Source organism: Lutibacter sp. (genome assembly GCF_021647475.1).
Taxonomy (GTDB): Bacteria; Bacteroidota; Bacteroidia; order Flavobacteriales; family Flavobacteriaceae; genus Lutibacter.
On record NZ_JAKIUR010000019.1, the window covers coordinates 1 to 15,951 of the forward strand.

Here is a 15,951-nt window from a genome sequence, read left to right on the forward strand (position 1 = left end):
TGTGAGTCTAGATACTGTGTGACCCATACGCCTTTGTCCTTTCATATCTCAAAAGTACAAAATTGTGTAGCAACTGAAAGTCTTGCACTAAAGTGCATAGTTTCAACTAACATCTGTGACCAATGAAAACACTATTTACAATTTTTGCCTTATTCCTTTTTATAGGATGCAAAAATAATTCTGAAGCTAAAAAAACTAAAGTGACTACAACTACAGTTGCAAAAAAAGTATTTAATGATGCAGAAAAAACTGCAATTATAAAATATTATTTAATTAATGAAAGAAAATTAGCCGAAAAAGATTTTTTTAAAATCATTTTCCTAAATGACTTCAATAATTCCGTTAAAGTTATTAATTATGAAGGAAGAGATTCTTTTTTTACATTCAAATTTTCTAAAGCTTTAGATTTCTATACAAAAAACAATAACTTGTAAGAAAACACAAATTAAAATTGTATTTTTAAAATTAAAAATTAATTTTTTGCATAAAAAAAAACTTCATATCACATTATTTACTCTGCTAATATGGAGTTTTTCTTTTGCGCAACAGTATACACATTATACCACAAAAAGTGGATTACCAAGTAATCACATTTATACTATTTTACAAGATGCTAAAGGTTTTATTTGGTTTTTAACCGATAAAGGAATGGTAAAATACAACGGTAAAACTTTTAAAACTTTTACAACCAAACAAGGACTCCCAAACAATGATGCTTGGGAAGGTTTTACAACACCAGATACTAAAGTTTGGTATTTATCAAAATCTTCTAAATTAGGTTATATAGAAAATGATAGTGTGTTTTCATTTGCTACAAGTAATGAAGGTGAAATTATGAATCCCATTTGTTCAAGTCAAATAAAAAACAACGTATATCCAACAGGGCCAACCAATACTTTTGAATTAAAAAATGGTAAATGGACAAAAAAAATTAATCATAACGATAAAAATGTAGATAAAATAGCTATTTTTCATAATACTATTACGTGCTTAAAAATTAATATTCTTCAAGACACTTTAAAAATTATTGGAGCAAAAGACTTGATTATTAAAAAGTGTTTTATTAAACCATTTTTTAGAAAATTTGCAAAAAGAAAACAATTAAATGATTCTTTGTACTGCTGGGTTTCAGAAAAAGATTACTTAATACTCAATTTAAACAATTTAAAACTTACACATTCAAGTTATAAAAATGAAGTTAGATTAGAAAAAGTTAAACATGCTAGAATTAACATAGTCAATAATCAAATTCAAATAACAGGAACTGGTTTTGTAGGTTTTTTAGATAAAAAATTTCATATTAAGAATCCTTATTTTTTTCCTAAAAAAATTAATGCTCATTTTGCACTTATAGATAAAAACAAAACAATTTGGTTAGCCACTTTTTCTAATGGTGTTTACAAACTACCCTATGTAAAACAAGAGATAAATTATAAACTAACAACTAAAAATACAGGTAAATTTAGTGTTATAAATAACACTGTTTTTATTAATGTATCTAATAAGGGTTATTATAAATATAACCGTTTAAAAAAAGATTTTGAGCTATTTCTAAATGTGAAAAACTTCCCTTTTAAAGCTATAGAAATTAAAGAATTAAACACTTCTTTTTTCCCTTCAAATTTTAAAATTAGTACCCTTAAAAACAATCATTTAAAAACAATTGATTATCAAAAATTAAAATCATTACAAAACCCACTAGGTTCTCAATTTATTTACTTTAATAAAAATCTGTACAGCCTTTTTTCTTTTGGCATTAACAAAATAAATCCAATTGACCTAACCATTAAAAAAGCATATTTGCAAGCAGGCATAAATTATTTATATGTATTTAATAACAAATTACTTGTTGCAACATCTAACGGGCTAAAAGAATTTAAAAATGATACTATTAAAAAAGTTAATTTTTCAAACCAAATTTTTGATAAATCTATATTGAGCCTTAATAAAATTTCAAACTCAGAGCTTTTATTAAATACGGATGGCTTTGGAAGTTTTATTACAAATCTTAAAACGATTAAACAGTTACCTAAATCTAAATTTCTAACGGTTGAAAATGCCTTTATAGAAAATAACAATATTTGGTTAGCAACCAACGAAGGTGTTTTTAAATATATTAAAAGTGCAACAGGTTATAAATTAACTAAAAAATTTGATGTAAATAATGGTTTACCTTCAAACACCATAAATGATATTCTTATAAAGAAAAATAAAATTTTTGCAAGTACAAATAACGGCATTGCCATTTTACCAAAAAACCAAAAAAGCCCTTCTCAATTTATAACCATTTATATAGATAAAGCTTTTTATAACAAAAATAAAATAACGAATAAAAAGGCGGTTTTTAAGTATAAAAAGGATAACAATGCTACATTTTCAATATCAAGTATTAATTATGATGAAAATAATAAAAATTTTAGTTATCAATATAAATTAAATCCCGTTCAAAAAAAATGGATAACAACCAAATCAAATAACCTCAATTTTACAGATTTACCACCAAACAAATACAAATTAAGTGTTACTTCTCACGGCGTAACAAACAGCATAAATTTTAAAATATTACCATTATGGTATCAAACCAATATTGCCAAAATTATCTTTGTATTATTATTTTTAGCACTTACAACCGGAATTATTTTAATGATAAGAAAAAAAGAATTAAATAAACAATTAAAAAAACTAAATACCCAAAAACAGTTATCAGAATTTGAATTACACGCACTTCGCTCTCAAATGAATCCGCATTTTGTGTTTAACTCATTAAATGCCATCCAATATTTTATCACAAAAAATGATATTGAATTATCAGAAAAATATTTAGTAAAATTTTCACGATTAATTCGTAAGTTTTTCGACTTTTCAAGAACTAAATTTATAAGCTTAGAACAAGAGGTATCACTCCTTAAAAACTATTTGGAAATTGAAAAAATGCGTTTTGGTGAGCAATTTAATTTTCAATTTAATATTGATGAAAATTTAAATTTATCCGAAGAAAAAATACCGTCAATGTTATTACAGCCTATTGTTGAAAATGCTGTAAATCACGGTTTATTTCATAATGAAGGAAATGGCTTAATAAAAATTGATTTTTTAAAAAATGAAGACCTATTAATAGTTCAAATTTCCGATAATGGTGTTGGCTTGAAAAAGGCACAAGAAATTAAAGAAAATTCCATTAAAACACATATTTCTAAATCTAATTCTATTTTAAAAGACCGAATTAGTCTATTAAATCAATCAAAAGAATGGTTTATTATCTATTCTATAAATGAATTGAAAAACTCAAACGGAACCATTGTTAAACTAACTTTTAAGCACAATGAAAACTAAAATAAATGCTATAATTATTGATGACGAAAAAAATGCATTAGAAAGTTTAGCTTTAAAAATTGCAAAATATTTTCCTCAAATAGCGGTAACACATAAATTTCAAAATCCACAAAAAGCAGTACAAGAAATTAATCAAAATCATCCAGATTTAGTATTTATTGATATTGAAATGCCCATTTTAAGTGGTTTTGATGTACTCTCTAAAATTGAAAATCCTAATTTTGAAATTATATTTGTAACCGCGTATAGTGAATATGCTATTGATGCAATTAAACACTGTGCCATTGGTTACATTATAAAACCTATTGATAATGATGAGTTACAATCAGCAATAGAAAATGCTTTAAAAAATATTAATCAAAAAAGTGCTCTAGAAAAAAATCAACAATTACTTCAAAATTTAGTAAGCAATGGAAATTCAACTATTGTAATTCCTACTCAAAAAGGATTAAGCCTTATTAAAACAGCAGATATTATTAGATTTGAAGGAATTGACGGTTATACCAAGATAATTTTAGAAAATGCTAACTCAATTTTAAGCTCATATAGTATTGGAAAATTTAATAATATAGCTAGTTTACATCATTTTTATTTGGTTCACAAATCTCATTTTATAAACCTGAATTATATTAATGAGTATTTAAATGAAGGATATATTATTATGGATAATAATGATAAAGTACCAATTTCAAAAGCAAAACGAACTTCATTTTTAGAAAAAATTAAAAATATATAAATACTATTTCTCTTAAATAATAATTTTCAGTATTGCAGATACCAGCTCTATATTAGCACTCAATCAGCTAAAAATTAACCTGCTAAATTTTGAATTCAAAAAAAGTTGTATATTGTAACAATTGTTACAATAAAAATTCTAAAGTCCATTTTAGTTTAACTCGAGTTTGTAATAAAGGGTAACAAAATAGAACTTTAGTTGATATATTCTAAAATTGCCATTAATAAAATTTACTAACTAAAAAAATAATATGATGAAAAAAGTACTATTTCTTGCGTTTTCTGTAATAACTTTTATGAGTTATTCTCAAGAAAAATTTGTTAATCTTACTTTATCTTCTGGAATCTCAACACCTTCTTCAAGCTTTAGTGACAATGCATATGCTAATAATGGGAGCTATTTTGAACTGGCAGGAGCTTATTACTTTTCTAAATTTGGGATTGGTTTGTCTTTAGGGCAATATACAAACCCTACGGACAGCAATTTAGATAATTTCATAAATTCACTTAATTTTTCAACTATAAATAGTACAGAAGATTGGAAAGTAAGCTATTATGGATTTGGACCAGAATATAAAACAACCTTCAATAAAATTGAAGCGACATTTTTACTTAGAACTGGAATAATGTCCATTAAACCAATAACTCTTGAAAGTAGTTATGTAAAAAATATTGATATTGCAATTCCTTTTTACAGTTTAGAAACAAACAAAACTTATAAAGTGTCCTATTTTTCGACAGCTTTTAAAATTGGTTATAATATAAGCCGAAATTTAAATGTATTTGCAAACATAGATTATTTATCTGCGATTTCTAATGAATTTACTATTACAGAAAAAACAATTGTAGACGCTAATAAAAATGGAATAATTGATGCCGAAGATTTTATTCAGGCAGATGGAACGCCTATTGCTTTTGATGAAATTACAACAAGCATAAAACCCCAAACTACCAATTTTGGTGTTGGAATAAGTTATAATTTCGGAAACAACTCAACCACACCAAACGTAAAACGTAAACGCCCTGGTAGAGTAAAATATTCAGATATTACCTTAAAAAGAAATCCTGTTTATGAGGGCGAAACTACAAACGGTGAAAGTCCATTGTATGTTGGCAAAAATAAAGTTTCTATAACCTTAACTAACTCCGCAAAAGAAAAAGCAGACAAAAAAAATAAACAACGAAAACTAGTTAATGTACTTCCAAAAAATAATAGTCGTTTTAAAAGCACTTCTGAAATTAAAAACTTTACATGGAAATTAATTGGTAGTAAAATTGTAAATCCACACTATATTATTGAAGTAATTAAAATTAGCAGTAGCCATCAAGTACAACTAACGTATATTTCAAAAACTACAAAAACCACAATGAATCCAACAATTATTTTTAAAGAAAATAAATTAAGCGATGGGCAATATAGTTGGAAAGTAACCGAAACTACTACTGGTATTTCTTCTAATAATAGTTACTTTACCATGGGTCAATGTGAAATAGATTTTACCATTTCTAATGACACCATTGAATGTTTAGGCTATGTTGGAGCAAACAGAAAATTTAAAATTTGTTTTGACACTACCTATTCTAGTGCTTCAGGAGATTTAACTTTTGCAAATTTAGGGTCTGGATTGTCTGTTTATGACCAATCATATACTCCATTAACTTATACATTGGTGAGCCCAAATCCAACATTGGTTACACAAATTGGAGCATCTGCAACTACCGTTAGTTACTGTTTTGAAGTAACTGTTTCGGCAAGTGTTACTTCCATTGGTTTTGGTTTGCAAGGAGATGATTTAGACCCTAGCCCAATTGTTTGTCAGCCTGGTGTGAGTTCACTATTTGACGAGTTACCAAGCTGTTTATGTGATGATTGTGATCGAATTGAACTCTCGTTCGATGATTTTAATATTTCGTTAAACGGAGCTACTGGAAATCAATTTAACTTTAATGGAAACATTAATGTAAATGTTCCTATTTATGGAATTGAGTTTCAAATACAATCATATAGTTATTCTGCAAACCCATCAGCTTGTACAGAAGGTGTTAGTAGTGTTGAAGAATCTGGAATGATTTTAATGCCAGGAACTACAATTAACGGTTCAACTTCATTGCAATTATTTAATGAAACTGCTTCCGGCAGTTCTAGTTCAAATAATAATGCGACAAAAGATATAAAGTACACAAGTAATACATCACTTACAGGACCAATTCCTGTCAATTTAACCATTGGCTTACCGGGTCCGCTCAGTGGACTCGATCCTAGTTGTTGCGTAATAGATTATACGGTATGTATCAAAGTAAAAGTATTTTATGAAGAAGGTAATTGTAAATCATGTGTATTTACTCATTGTTTTCAATTTAATAACCAATAAATAATACTATCATGAAAAATAAAATATATACAATCAAAACATATATGTTGCTAGTATTTTTAGTGGCGACTTCATTCTCATACTCTCAAATTTCGGTAAACAATACTCCTAATACTGCTACTTGTAATTTAAATGGAAATGCGGTAACTATATCTGTCCCTACAGAAGCATTAACTGGAGATAATATTGCCTTAAACATTACCTTACCAGGAAGTTATGATGCCGGGTGCACAAAAACAGTGACAATAACAAATTCTTCAAATTTAGTTTTTCAAAGTTCTGTTGCAATTCCTTTTACGAGCATCGGTAGTGGTATCTATCAAAATACGACACCTCCCACTTTAGCTGGTAATGATGGTCAAAATTTTAACGTATTTTATAAATTCCCTAATTATACAACTTGTAACGGTACAATTGGTACTTTTGACGTTACTGTTGAATTAGATTGCACTGGTGTAATTACTACGTGTACTACTTCAGTAAATGTAATTGCAAGAGCTGATAACTATTGGAGTATAACCAAACAGTTTATTACAGGTGATTTAACATGCGGAGCTTCTTTATGGAAAATTTGGCTAAAACATAACAATCCAAACGGAGCTGGATTGGGAACTTACCACATAAATGGTACAATAACTGAAACTCCTAGTGTTCCAATTATAAGTGGTGCTTCATTTTTAATTAATAAAGATGGGTACACCAATGGCCAATGGCAATATCAAGTTAAGCTTCAAAATTGTGCTCCAGATGGGACAGTTATCACAAATACTGCTAATTATAATTTTACTTTGGGTGATGGAACTTGTGGTACTATGACAGGAACTGTAACAGCAACGTCACCTCCGTTAGCTGCACCAAATGCATCTGTTTTATTTCAAAAATATGTTTCAAGTAGTTATACTACAAATTTAACTCCTGGATGTGATGCTCGTTATAAAATTATTGTTTACAATAATGGAAATGTACCTTTGACAAATTTACAAATTACAGATAATTTGAATATTCCTGGAATTACAATTACAGGAATGAGCTTAGGAGGTTGGTCCTCTTCGCCTACTGCTGTACCGTCGTTTCCAGCAACTACGTATACATTTGATGCTCCAACAGGTTTAATTTTAAATCCAGGGTATTCACAATATATATATATATACTTTACTATAAATTCTTCAACATCCATAGGAAGTACCATTAGTAATACTGCAAATTTAAGTTATTCAGCAGTAGGTACTGGAACTGGAACCACAGGAGGAGGAATTACCCCTTGCCCTGGTGTTAATTGCCCAACAATAGATACCGCCATTCAAAACACAACTGCTGCTGTTGATTTTATTGTTGAAGCTCCTAAATCAATTCCATCCATAAAAAAATGTATCGTAAACCCTCCAAATACGTTGGTGCCACCTATTTATCAAATTGGAGATATTATCACTTATAGTGTAATGATTGGGAATTCTGGTTCAGGAGATTTAACAACTGTTATTAATGATGCAATGGGAATGCCAAACCAAAATTTGGAAATTCTACCCAGTTCTATAACTTACGATTATTACACAAACCAAAGTACAGGATATAAATCTTACTGTAATCCATATTTTTCAGGAGCAACTCCTGTACCTCCACCATTTTCAGTAGTAGCTGATACAACTGATTTACAAAATCCAACGTGGACCATTACTAGCATGCCCGGTATTTGTGATTATTATAAATCAAACTTCTTAATTGTTACTTTTCAAGCTGAAATTTTACCACAATTACATGGTACAAAAACAAACACAGCTGTAATTCCTAATGGTTCAGGAACTCTAAGTAGTTCCGTAAATTATAGTATTGATGAAGTTGGAATATTGGCTATTAAAAAAGAAGCAGATGCTGAGATTGTTGAAAACGGACAGTCGTTTAACTATATTATTACGGTATCAAATAACGGTAGTGTTCCATTAGATAACATGGTTATTACAGATCTGTTACCAGACTGTGTTTCCATAAATGGGCAAATTAGAATTGAAGATGGTATTGGTACTCCAATAACAAGTACTACATCAGGAAATGTAGTTATAACTGTAAATCCTTCCTCCCAAATACAACCTGGAGATAATTTTATAATTACCATTCCTGTAACAAAATCTGGTGGTGGTAATTGTTGTAACGAAAGTGTTTCAGTTACAGCAAAAATGATTACATCGGGTGTTGAGTTAGACGCAAATTATGGAAGTCCAGAAGCTCCTGCAGCTTGTGTAAGTGGTACAGAATGTTGTGATATTGATGGATTTGAAGCTTCTCTTACAGAAAACAACGGAAATTACAGTGTAAACATTAATGGAGGTGCTGTTCCAATTCAAGAAGTTGAAATTTCAATGGTTGATTACCACGTTGAATATTCAAATGAAGATTGCAAGCCTGATGATTTGGGGAATTTTGGAACATTATCTTCAACTACAACAACATTAGCAAACTTGCTTTTAAACACTTCAGATAATAACACAAGTAGTTTAACCTGGCTACCTGGCTCACCTTCTGTACTTAACGGCAGTATTAATTTAGACATTATTGATCCTTTAACTTTAAATTTAGATTGTTGTGAGGTAACATTCTCATTTTGTTTAAAAGTGAGAGTAAAAGATGTGGATTGTAATGTGTGTGAAAAGATTGTTTGTTTTTCGTCTGACCAACTAACAGAACCTGAACCTTGCAACATTGATATTAAAGATTTAGGTCAGAGTAAGACGTATTGTCCAGGGGACAGTATTACTTTAAACTGGAGTGGCACAACTCCTTCCGGCTCAGTAGATATTGGTTTATTTGACAATACAAACAGTGTAATGTATCAAGTAATAGCAACTGGTATTTCAAATGCAGGGACGTACACTTATACAATCCCATCAAATATTCCATGTGACCCAGCAAGAACCTGGTCGTTTGTAATTCAAGATTCAGAAAAATTATGTAGCGATAGAAGTACTACTTTCACTATTGAATGTTGTCAGCAAACACCTGATTGTGATTGTGGCGATTGGAAAACTAATTTTATTGGCATAAAAGGGTTTATTAAAGAAATACCTAAAGATCCTAAACTAAAAATATATACCCAACCTTATTTAGGCAAACAACTTAAATGCAGTGATGAAATAAAGCTGAAAAAAGGTGCTTATTATTCATTTACAGCACCAACCTACATTTGTAATCCTAAGAATTGTGATGTAACCTATAAATGGGAAGTTGAAGATTCAAACGGAATTATACAATCGGGATTTGGTAAAACTTTTAACTATAATTTTAGTGCCGCAAATACATACACGGTAACATTTACACCAATTTGTGGTGGTAAACGTTGTGCACCTTGTAAAATAACCGTGATTATTGAAAATCTTATTCAACATGACCCTGATCCAATTGGAATTCCTTATGAACTTCCTTCTAGCACAGGTGATGTTACCAACCCTAAAACTGGTGAAACATGGATGAATAAAAATTTAGGAGCTACTCATGTAGCCACTAGCCCTACAGATTCTTTGGCTTATGGCGATTTATACCAATGGGGACGATTAACCGATGGTCATGAAAAAAGAACTAGTACAACTACTTCCACATTAAGCACTACAAATGTACCTGGACATAATAAGTTTATCGCTGTCCCAAGTAGTCCAGATTGGCGTGTGACATCTAATAATAATTTATGGCAAGGTGTAAATGGTACTAATAACCCTTGCCCTAGCGGTTATAGAATTCCTACAGAAACAGAGCTAAATGCAGAACGATTAAGCTGGATTACTAATGATGCTGCCGGTGCATTTGCTTCACCTTTAAAATGGACGATGGCTGGGGCTAGAGCCACAAACGGTACTAGTGCCTATAACAATTATAGAGCATTTTATTTATCTAGCGTTATTGATGTAAATCAAATAACGCCAAAAGGTTTAGTTTTCACTAGTACTAACGCATATATTTATCCCTATATAGGCAGAACTACTGGTGCAAGTGTTCGGTGTATTAAAAACTAGAAAAAATTATAAAAATTAAAAAAGAGTCGAGAAATATCTCGGCTCTTTTTTTTGATTTGTCTAATTTAGCACTTTCAAAAATAACATATGGATTTCCAAATTACATTTAATACAAAATGGTCAGATTTTGATCCAAATAGACATATGCGTCACACGGCATATAACGATTATGCCGCAGAAGTAAGAGTTCGTTTTTTTCAAAAACAAGGACTTTCTATTAATCAATTTGCTAAACTAAATATTGGTCCAGTTTTATTTAAAGAAGAAACTTCTTTTTTTAAAGAAATCCATATTGGAGAAAATATTACGGTTAATATGACTTTAGAGGAAAGTTCAAAAGGATTAGAACGTTGGAAATTTAGTCATCAAATCTTCAATGAAAAGGGTCAACTTGCTGCCGAAGTAAAAGTATATGGTGCTTGGATTGATTTACAAAAAAGAAAATTAATAGGTTTGCCAAATACCTTTCATCATATTTTCTACGATTTGCCAAAATCTGAAAACTTTAAAGAAATACTTCTTAAAAGTAAAAAATAGAAACACACTTTATTTCAAAATTTACTTTTATATAAATGGTAATTATTTTTTTACTAAATTTATACCAACAATTAGTTATCATCCTTTAAATTAAACCATACACCTCATACTTATATGGTAGATAGTATTAAATACAAATATGATACTTCAAAATTATTATTTGTTGAAATAGATAAAAATGGTATTGTTACCTATGTTAATACTAAAACTTGTGAAGTTTTAAATTATACTGAAGATGAAATTATTGGTAAAAATTGGTTTGAGAATTTTATTCCTGTAAACACAAAGGCTAAAACTTTGGAAGTTTCAAAGAAACTGTTAACCAACAACTACAAAATAGTAACCTCACATGAAAATAAAGTTTTAACTAAAAATGGTAAAGAACTAGTTATACACTGGCATAATACTCCTATTTTTGATGACGATTTTAACATTACTGGTCACCTAAGTTCAGGTATAAACTACACAAAAAAATTAGAGCTCACTAAAAATTTAGATAGAGCTAATAAGATAATTGAAAGAAGTAGTTCTCTTGCTATTTTATGGAAAAAAGCACCACATTGGCCTGTTGAGTTTATTTCAAAAAATGTAGCACAAATTTTAGGCTATTCAGAAAACGATTTTTTGTCTAGAACCGTTTTATATGAAAATATTATTCATCCTGAAGATATAAAAAGAGTAAGTAGTGAAGTAGCTTATTTTGAAGAAAAATTACTAAAGAAATTTACGCATAAACCCTATCGGTTAATCTGTAAAGATGGCACCGTAAAATGGTTTCATGACGAAACTAATATTATTGTAAGCAATGATGGTGAAACAACACATTATGATGGCGTTTTAACCGATATCACTAAATCTAAAAACGCTGAAAATAAACTCAAAAAACAGCATAAAATGATGGAAACTATTTTAGCAGCTTTTGATGATGGAGTTTATATGAGCGATGAAAATTATAATATATCCTATTTAAATAAAGGAATGATTAAAAAAATAGGATATAATGCGATTGGAGATAAATGCCATAAAGCTATTCATAATTTAGAGCAACCTTGCTCATGGTGTTATTTTAATGATTTAAAAGAATTTGGTAAAAGTAACTCTATAGAAGTTAAACTTAAAGATAATTACTATATCGTTACTTCTGTTTTGCTAGAAAACAATTCCAAAATGACAGTTTATCATGACATTACAAAAACAAAAAAATTAAAAAAACAATTACAGTTAAAAAATAAAGAATTAACGGCTATTAATGAAAATCTTACCCTTGAAAAAGAAAAGTTTAAAGATATTGTTGAAAATACTGGAGAGTGGATTTGGGAAGTGGATTTAAACGGTGATTTTACTTATAGTAATGATTTAGTTGAACAAATTAGTGGTTATAAAGCTAATGAAATTATATCAAAAAATATTTTTCATTTTGTTAATAAGAAATATGAAGAAAAATTAATCGAAAATTTTAAAAATTATATTTCGAAAAAACAAGGCTGGCATAATATTGAAGTTAAGTTTAAACATAAAAATGGCTCTTTAATATATATTCAAAGTAATGCAGTAGCAATTATCAATAAAAAAGGAATCATAAAAGGGTTTAGAGGTGTCAACCTTGATATTACCAGGCGAAAACTTGAAGAAAAAGAAAAAGAAAAATTATTGATTGCCGTTGAGCAAAGTGCAAATACTATTGTAATTACGGACAGTAAAGGCAATATTGAATACACCAACCCAAAATTTACAAAAATTACCGGCTATACTGCAAAAGAGGCTTTAGGGAAAAACCCTAGAATTTTAAAATCGGGCAAACAACCTGATCAATATTATGCTTCTATGTGGAAAACCATTAGCAGTGGCAAAACCTGGCATGGAGAATTTTTAAATAAAGCAAAAAATGATAACTTATTTTGGGAACAGGTAACCATAACTCCTATAAAAAATAAGAATAATAAAATAACCAATTATATTGCTATAAAAGAAGACATTACTTTACAAAAAAAAGCAAGATTAGAACTAAGCAAATCTTTTGATAAACTAAAGGTTAATGAAACCTATTTAAGCAACATTCTACAAACTGCCGACGAAGGTTTTTGGGTTATTGATAACAATGCATATACCGTTGATTTAAACACAAAAATGTGTAGAATTTTAGGACTTCCAAAATATAAAATAATTGGTAAATCTATTTATGAATTTGTAAACGAACAAAATACTACCATTTTTAAAGAACAAATAAAACTTAGAACATTCGGTAAATCAAGTTCTTACGAAATTGAATTAACTACTAATAAAGGAAAACAAATACCTTGTTTTTTTAGAACTTCACCTTTATTTGATAAACAACAAAATAAAAAAGGTTCTTTTGCCTTTGTAACTGATATTTCTATAATTAAAAAAACTTATAAAATATTAGAGAATAAAAATTTGAAATTAAATGAATTAAGCACTCAACTATCTGAAAAAAACAGACTATTATTTGAAAATACTCAACGTTTTAAAAATTTGTTTGATAAAAATCCAATAGCACTCTGGGAAGAAGATTTTTCGGAAGTGAAAAAATTACTTAATAAAATAGAAAAAAAAGGACACAACATTAAAACCTATTTAAATGAAAATCCAGATTTTGTTTTAAAATGTGTTTCAAAAGTAAAAGTTATCAATGTAAATGATGCTGCTGTTGAGCTGTTCGAGGTGCAATCTAAAGAAGAATTATTAACGGGTTTTGGCGATAATTTTACAGAAAAATCACTACATACATTTAAAGAAGAACTAATTGATATTTATAAAAATAAAGAAGATATTGTTCATGAAACAGATATCTTTAAAAAAGATGGTACTATTATTAACGCAATCATGCGTATTGTACAAATTGAAAATAATAGAACTATCGTTTCAATTAGCGATATAACCGAAATAAATAAAGCCAAAGAAAAGGCCGAAGAAAGCAACCGTTTAAAAACCGAATTTTTAAATAACATGTCTCATGAAATTAGAACTCCAATGAACGGCATTTTAGGATTTACAGATTTATTGGCTAATGATGACGTATCCCCTGAAAAAAGAAAAAATTTTATTCAAATTATTCAAAACAGTGGAAAACAACTTTTACACGTAATTGATGATATTTTAGAAATATCAAGATTAGGAACCAAACAGGTTACCATACAAAAAAGTGAAGTAAATATTAACAACTTAATGGTTGAATTGTTTTCAATTTTTGATATAAAAGCAAAGGAAACAGGTATTCCTATTTATCTCAATAAAGCACTCTCAGATAAAGAAAGTATTGTGCTAACAGATTCACTTAAACTTAATAAAATTCTAGGAAATCTTTTAGAAAACGCTTATAAATTTACGAATAGTGGTTTTATCGAATTTGGATATAAACTGAATAATAACACGCTAGACTTTTATGTAAAAGATACAGGCATCGGCATTAAACCAGAAAAACAAGAAAGTATATTTGAACGATTTTCACAAGAAGAAAAAGAATTATCTAAAAAATTTGGTGGTTTAGGTTTAGGTTTATCAATTGCCAAAGAAAATACAGAGCTTTTAGGAGGAAAAATTACGTTAGAGTCTGTAAAAGGTATTGGTTCCACATTTACAGTTAGTATTCCATACAAACCAGTTCAGGGAAAAAATAGTACCAATATCATTAAAGAAAAACAATCTAAAAAAACAAAATGTACTATTTTAATTGTTGAAGATGAACAAGTAAATTATATGTTTTTAGAAACCTTACTTTTAGATGTCCTTAAATTCGATTGTATTTTACACCATGCTAAAAACGGACAAGAAGCTGTTGATTTTTGTCATTCAAATTCAAACATCGATTTAATTTTAATGGACTTAAAAATGCCAGTTCTAAATGGGTTTGAAGCTACTAAAATTATTAAAGCTATCCATCCAAAAATTCCAATTATTGCTCAAACAGCATACTCCACAGATGATGATAAAAAAAGAACTTTTAATGCAGGTTGTAATGAATTTATTAGTAAACCAATTTCTAAAGAGAATTTATTAGAAGTTTTAGGTAAATACTTAAAGATTTAAATTATTTTTGAAAATAATTTTTTAAGAAACAAAAAATTTATAAATCTCATGAATAAAATTTTTATAATTATTTTTATACTAACTTCTACTATTGCATTTTCGCAACAAAAAGGGAGTCACTCTGGCAATGGTAATTTTCATGTAAATGTAAAAAAATTGGCAGGTATTGTTCCTTATGATAGTGATGAGGTTATAAAAAGAATAAAAGTAAAAAAGTCTGAAAATAAGATTATTGTTGAACAAGCTATTGATAAGTACAACCAAAAAATTAATGAACTCAAAATTTTTAATACAGATATTTTTACTTCTGTAAAACTTTTTATAAATCAAAAAAGCCAAGAAGCAAAATTAAGTAATGACATTAACATACTTAAAGAAGCAAAAATAAAAGTAGATGAAACCTTGCAACCTTTAAAAGATAAAGTAGCCAAAGCTCAAAATGTTTTAGATAAAGAATTTAAAATCCGGTTAAATGCAAAACAATTAAAAGCTTGGTCAAAATACGTAAAACGCAAAAAAGAAGCATTAAAACCTAAAGCACCTTCCAGACCTCCAATGCAAAACCAAGGAATGAGAAGTAGAAGAGGACAAGGTATGAACAGATATTAATCTATCCTGAAATTTTGACTTAAAATAAAAAAGCTTCTCAAAAATGAGAAACTTTTTTTGTGCGGGCGGAGAGACTCCCTTCGGCTACGTTCAGGATAAACTTCTCATCTCTCCTTTCCTATTTAATATCAACCATCTTTATTCAACAAAAAAAGCCCTCCATTTCTGAAGAGCTCTGTGCGGGCGGAGAGACTCGAACTCTCACACCTCGCGGCACTAGATCCTAAGTCTAGCGTGTCTACCAATTCCACCACGCCCGCTTTTTAATTGCAGTTGCAAATATACACAATACTTATTATTTGCAAAGTACTTGTTAATTT

General features: G+C 28.9%; 8 protein-coding genes and 1 tRNA gene. 8 read left to right on the forward strand and 1 reads right to left on the reverse strand.

Annotation, left to right across the window (positions count from 1 at the left end; all coding sequences use genetic code 11):
• Positions 1-122: 122 nt before the first annotated feature.
• From L3J60_RS06200 to L3J60_RS06235, 8 genes are all read left to right on the forward strand, one after another.
• Complete coding sequence (locus L3J60_RS06200) at positions 123-434, forward strand: hypothetical protein (RefSeq protein WP_291974628.1); 312 nt, start codon at positions 123-125, stop codon at positions 432-434.
• Between the two features lie 46 nt (positions 435-480).
• Positions 481-3,333, forward strand: a complete 2,853-nt coding sequence (locus L3J60_RS06205; RefSeq protein WP_291974629.1) for a histidine kinase — start codon at positions 481-483, stop codon at positions 3,331-3,333.
• Positions 3,323-4,069 carry a LytTR family DNA-binding domain-containing protein gene (locus tag L3J60_RS06210; protein ID WP_291974630.1) on the forward strand — a complete coding sequence of 249 codons (747 nt, stop codon included), beginning with the start codon at positions 3,323-3,325 and terminating at the stop codon, positions 4,067-4,069. Before L3J60_RS06205 ends, L3J60_RS06210 begins: the two co-directional genes overlap by 11 nt.
• Before the next feature lie 253 nt (positions 4,070-4,322).
• Positions 4,323-6,440, forward strand: a complete 2,118-nt coding sequence (locus L3J60_RS06215; RefSeq protein ID WP_291974631.1) for a hypothetical protein — start codon at positions 4,323-4,325, stop codon at positions 6,438-6,440.
• A gap of 11 nt (positions 6,441-6,451) precedes the next feature.
• Positions 6,452-10,438, forward strand: coding sequence for a hypothetical protein (locus tag L3J60_RS06220; protein WP_291974632.1), 3,987 nt, complete (start codon positions 6,452-6,454; stop codon positions 10,436-10,438).
• Between the two features lie 87 nt (positions 10,439-10,525).
• On the forward strand, positions 10,526-10,975 hold the full coding sequence (locus L3J60_RS06225) for a thioesterase family protein (protein ID WP_291974633.1): 450 nt from the start codon (positions 10,526-10,528) through the stop codon (positions 10,973-10,975).
• A gap of 114 nt (positions 10,976-11,089) precedes the next feature.
• Positions 11,090-15,022 (forward strand): PAS domain S-box protein, encoded by a 3,933-nt coding sequence (locus tag L3J60_RS06230; protein WP_291974634.1) that lies wholly within the window; start codon positions 11,090-11,092, stop codon positions 15,020-15,022.
• Positions 15,023-15,070: 48 nt separating this feature from the next.
• Positions 15,071-15,631, forward strand: coding sequence for a hypothetical protein (locus tag L3J60_RS06235; protein ID WP_291974635.1), 561 nt, complete (start codon positions 15,071-15,073; stop codon positions 15,629-15,631).
• A gap of 178 nt (positions 15,632-15,809) precedes the next feature.
• On the opposite strand, the gene L3J60_RS06240 is transcribed toward L3J60_RS06235, so the two are convergent.
• Positions 15,810-15,891 (reverse strand) — tRNA-Leu (locus L3J60_RS06240).
• Positions 15,892-15,951 lie beyond the last annotated feature (60 nt).

Bases quoted from the DNA above. Each gene is read 5' to 3' on its own strand.
- L3J60_RS06200 (WP_291974628.1), top strand. From the start codon at position 123: ATGAAAACACTATTTACAATTTTTGCCTTATTCCTTTTTATAGGATGC.
- L3J60_RS06210 (WP_291974630.1), top strand. From the start codon at position 3,323: ATGAAAACTAAAATAAATGCTATAATTATTGATGACGAAAAAAATGCA.
- L3J60_RS06215 (WP_291974631.1), top strand. From the start codon at position 4,323: ATGAAAAAAGTACTATTTCTTGCGTTTTCTGTAATAACTTTTATGAGT.
- L3J60_RS06220 (WP_291974632.1), top strand. From the start codon at position 6,452: ATGAAAAATAAAATATATACAATCAAAACATATATGTTGCTAGTATTT.
- L3J60_RS06225 (WP_291974633.1), top strand. From the start codon at position 10,526: ATGGATTTCCAAATTACATTTAATACAAAATGGTCAGATTTTGATCCA.
- L3J60_RS06230 (WP_291974634.1), top strand. From the start codon at position 11,090: ATGGTAGATAGTATTAAATACAAATATGATACTTCAAAATTATTATTT.
- L3J60_RS06235 (WP_291974635.1), top strand. From the start codon at position 15,071: ATGAATAAAATTTTTATAATTATTTTTATACTAACTTCTACTATTGCA.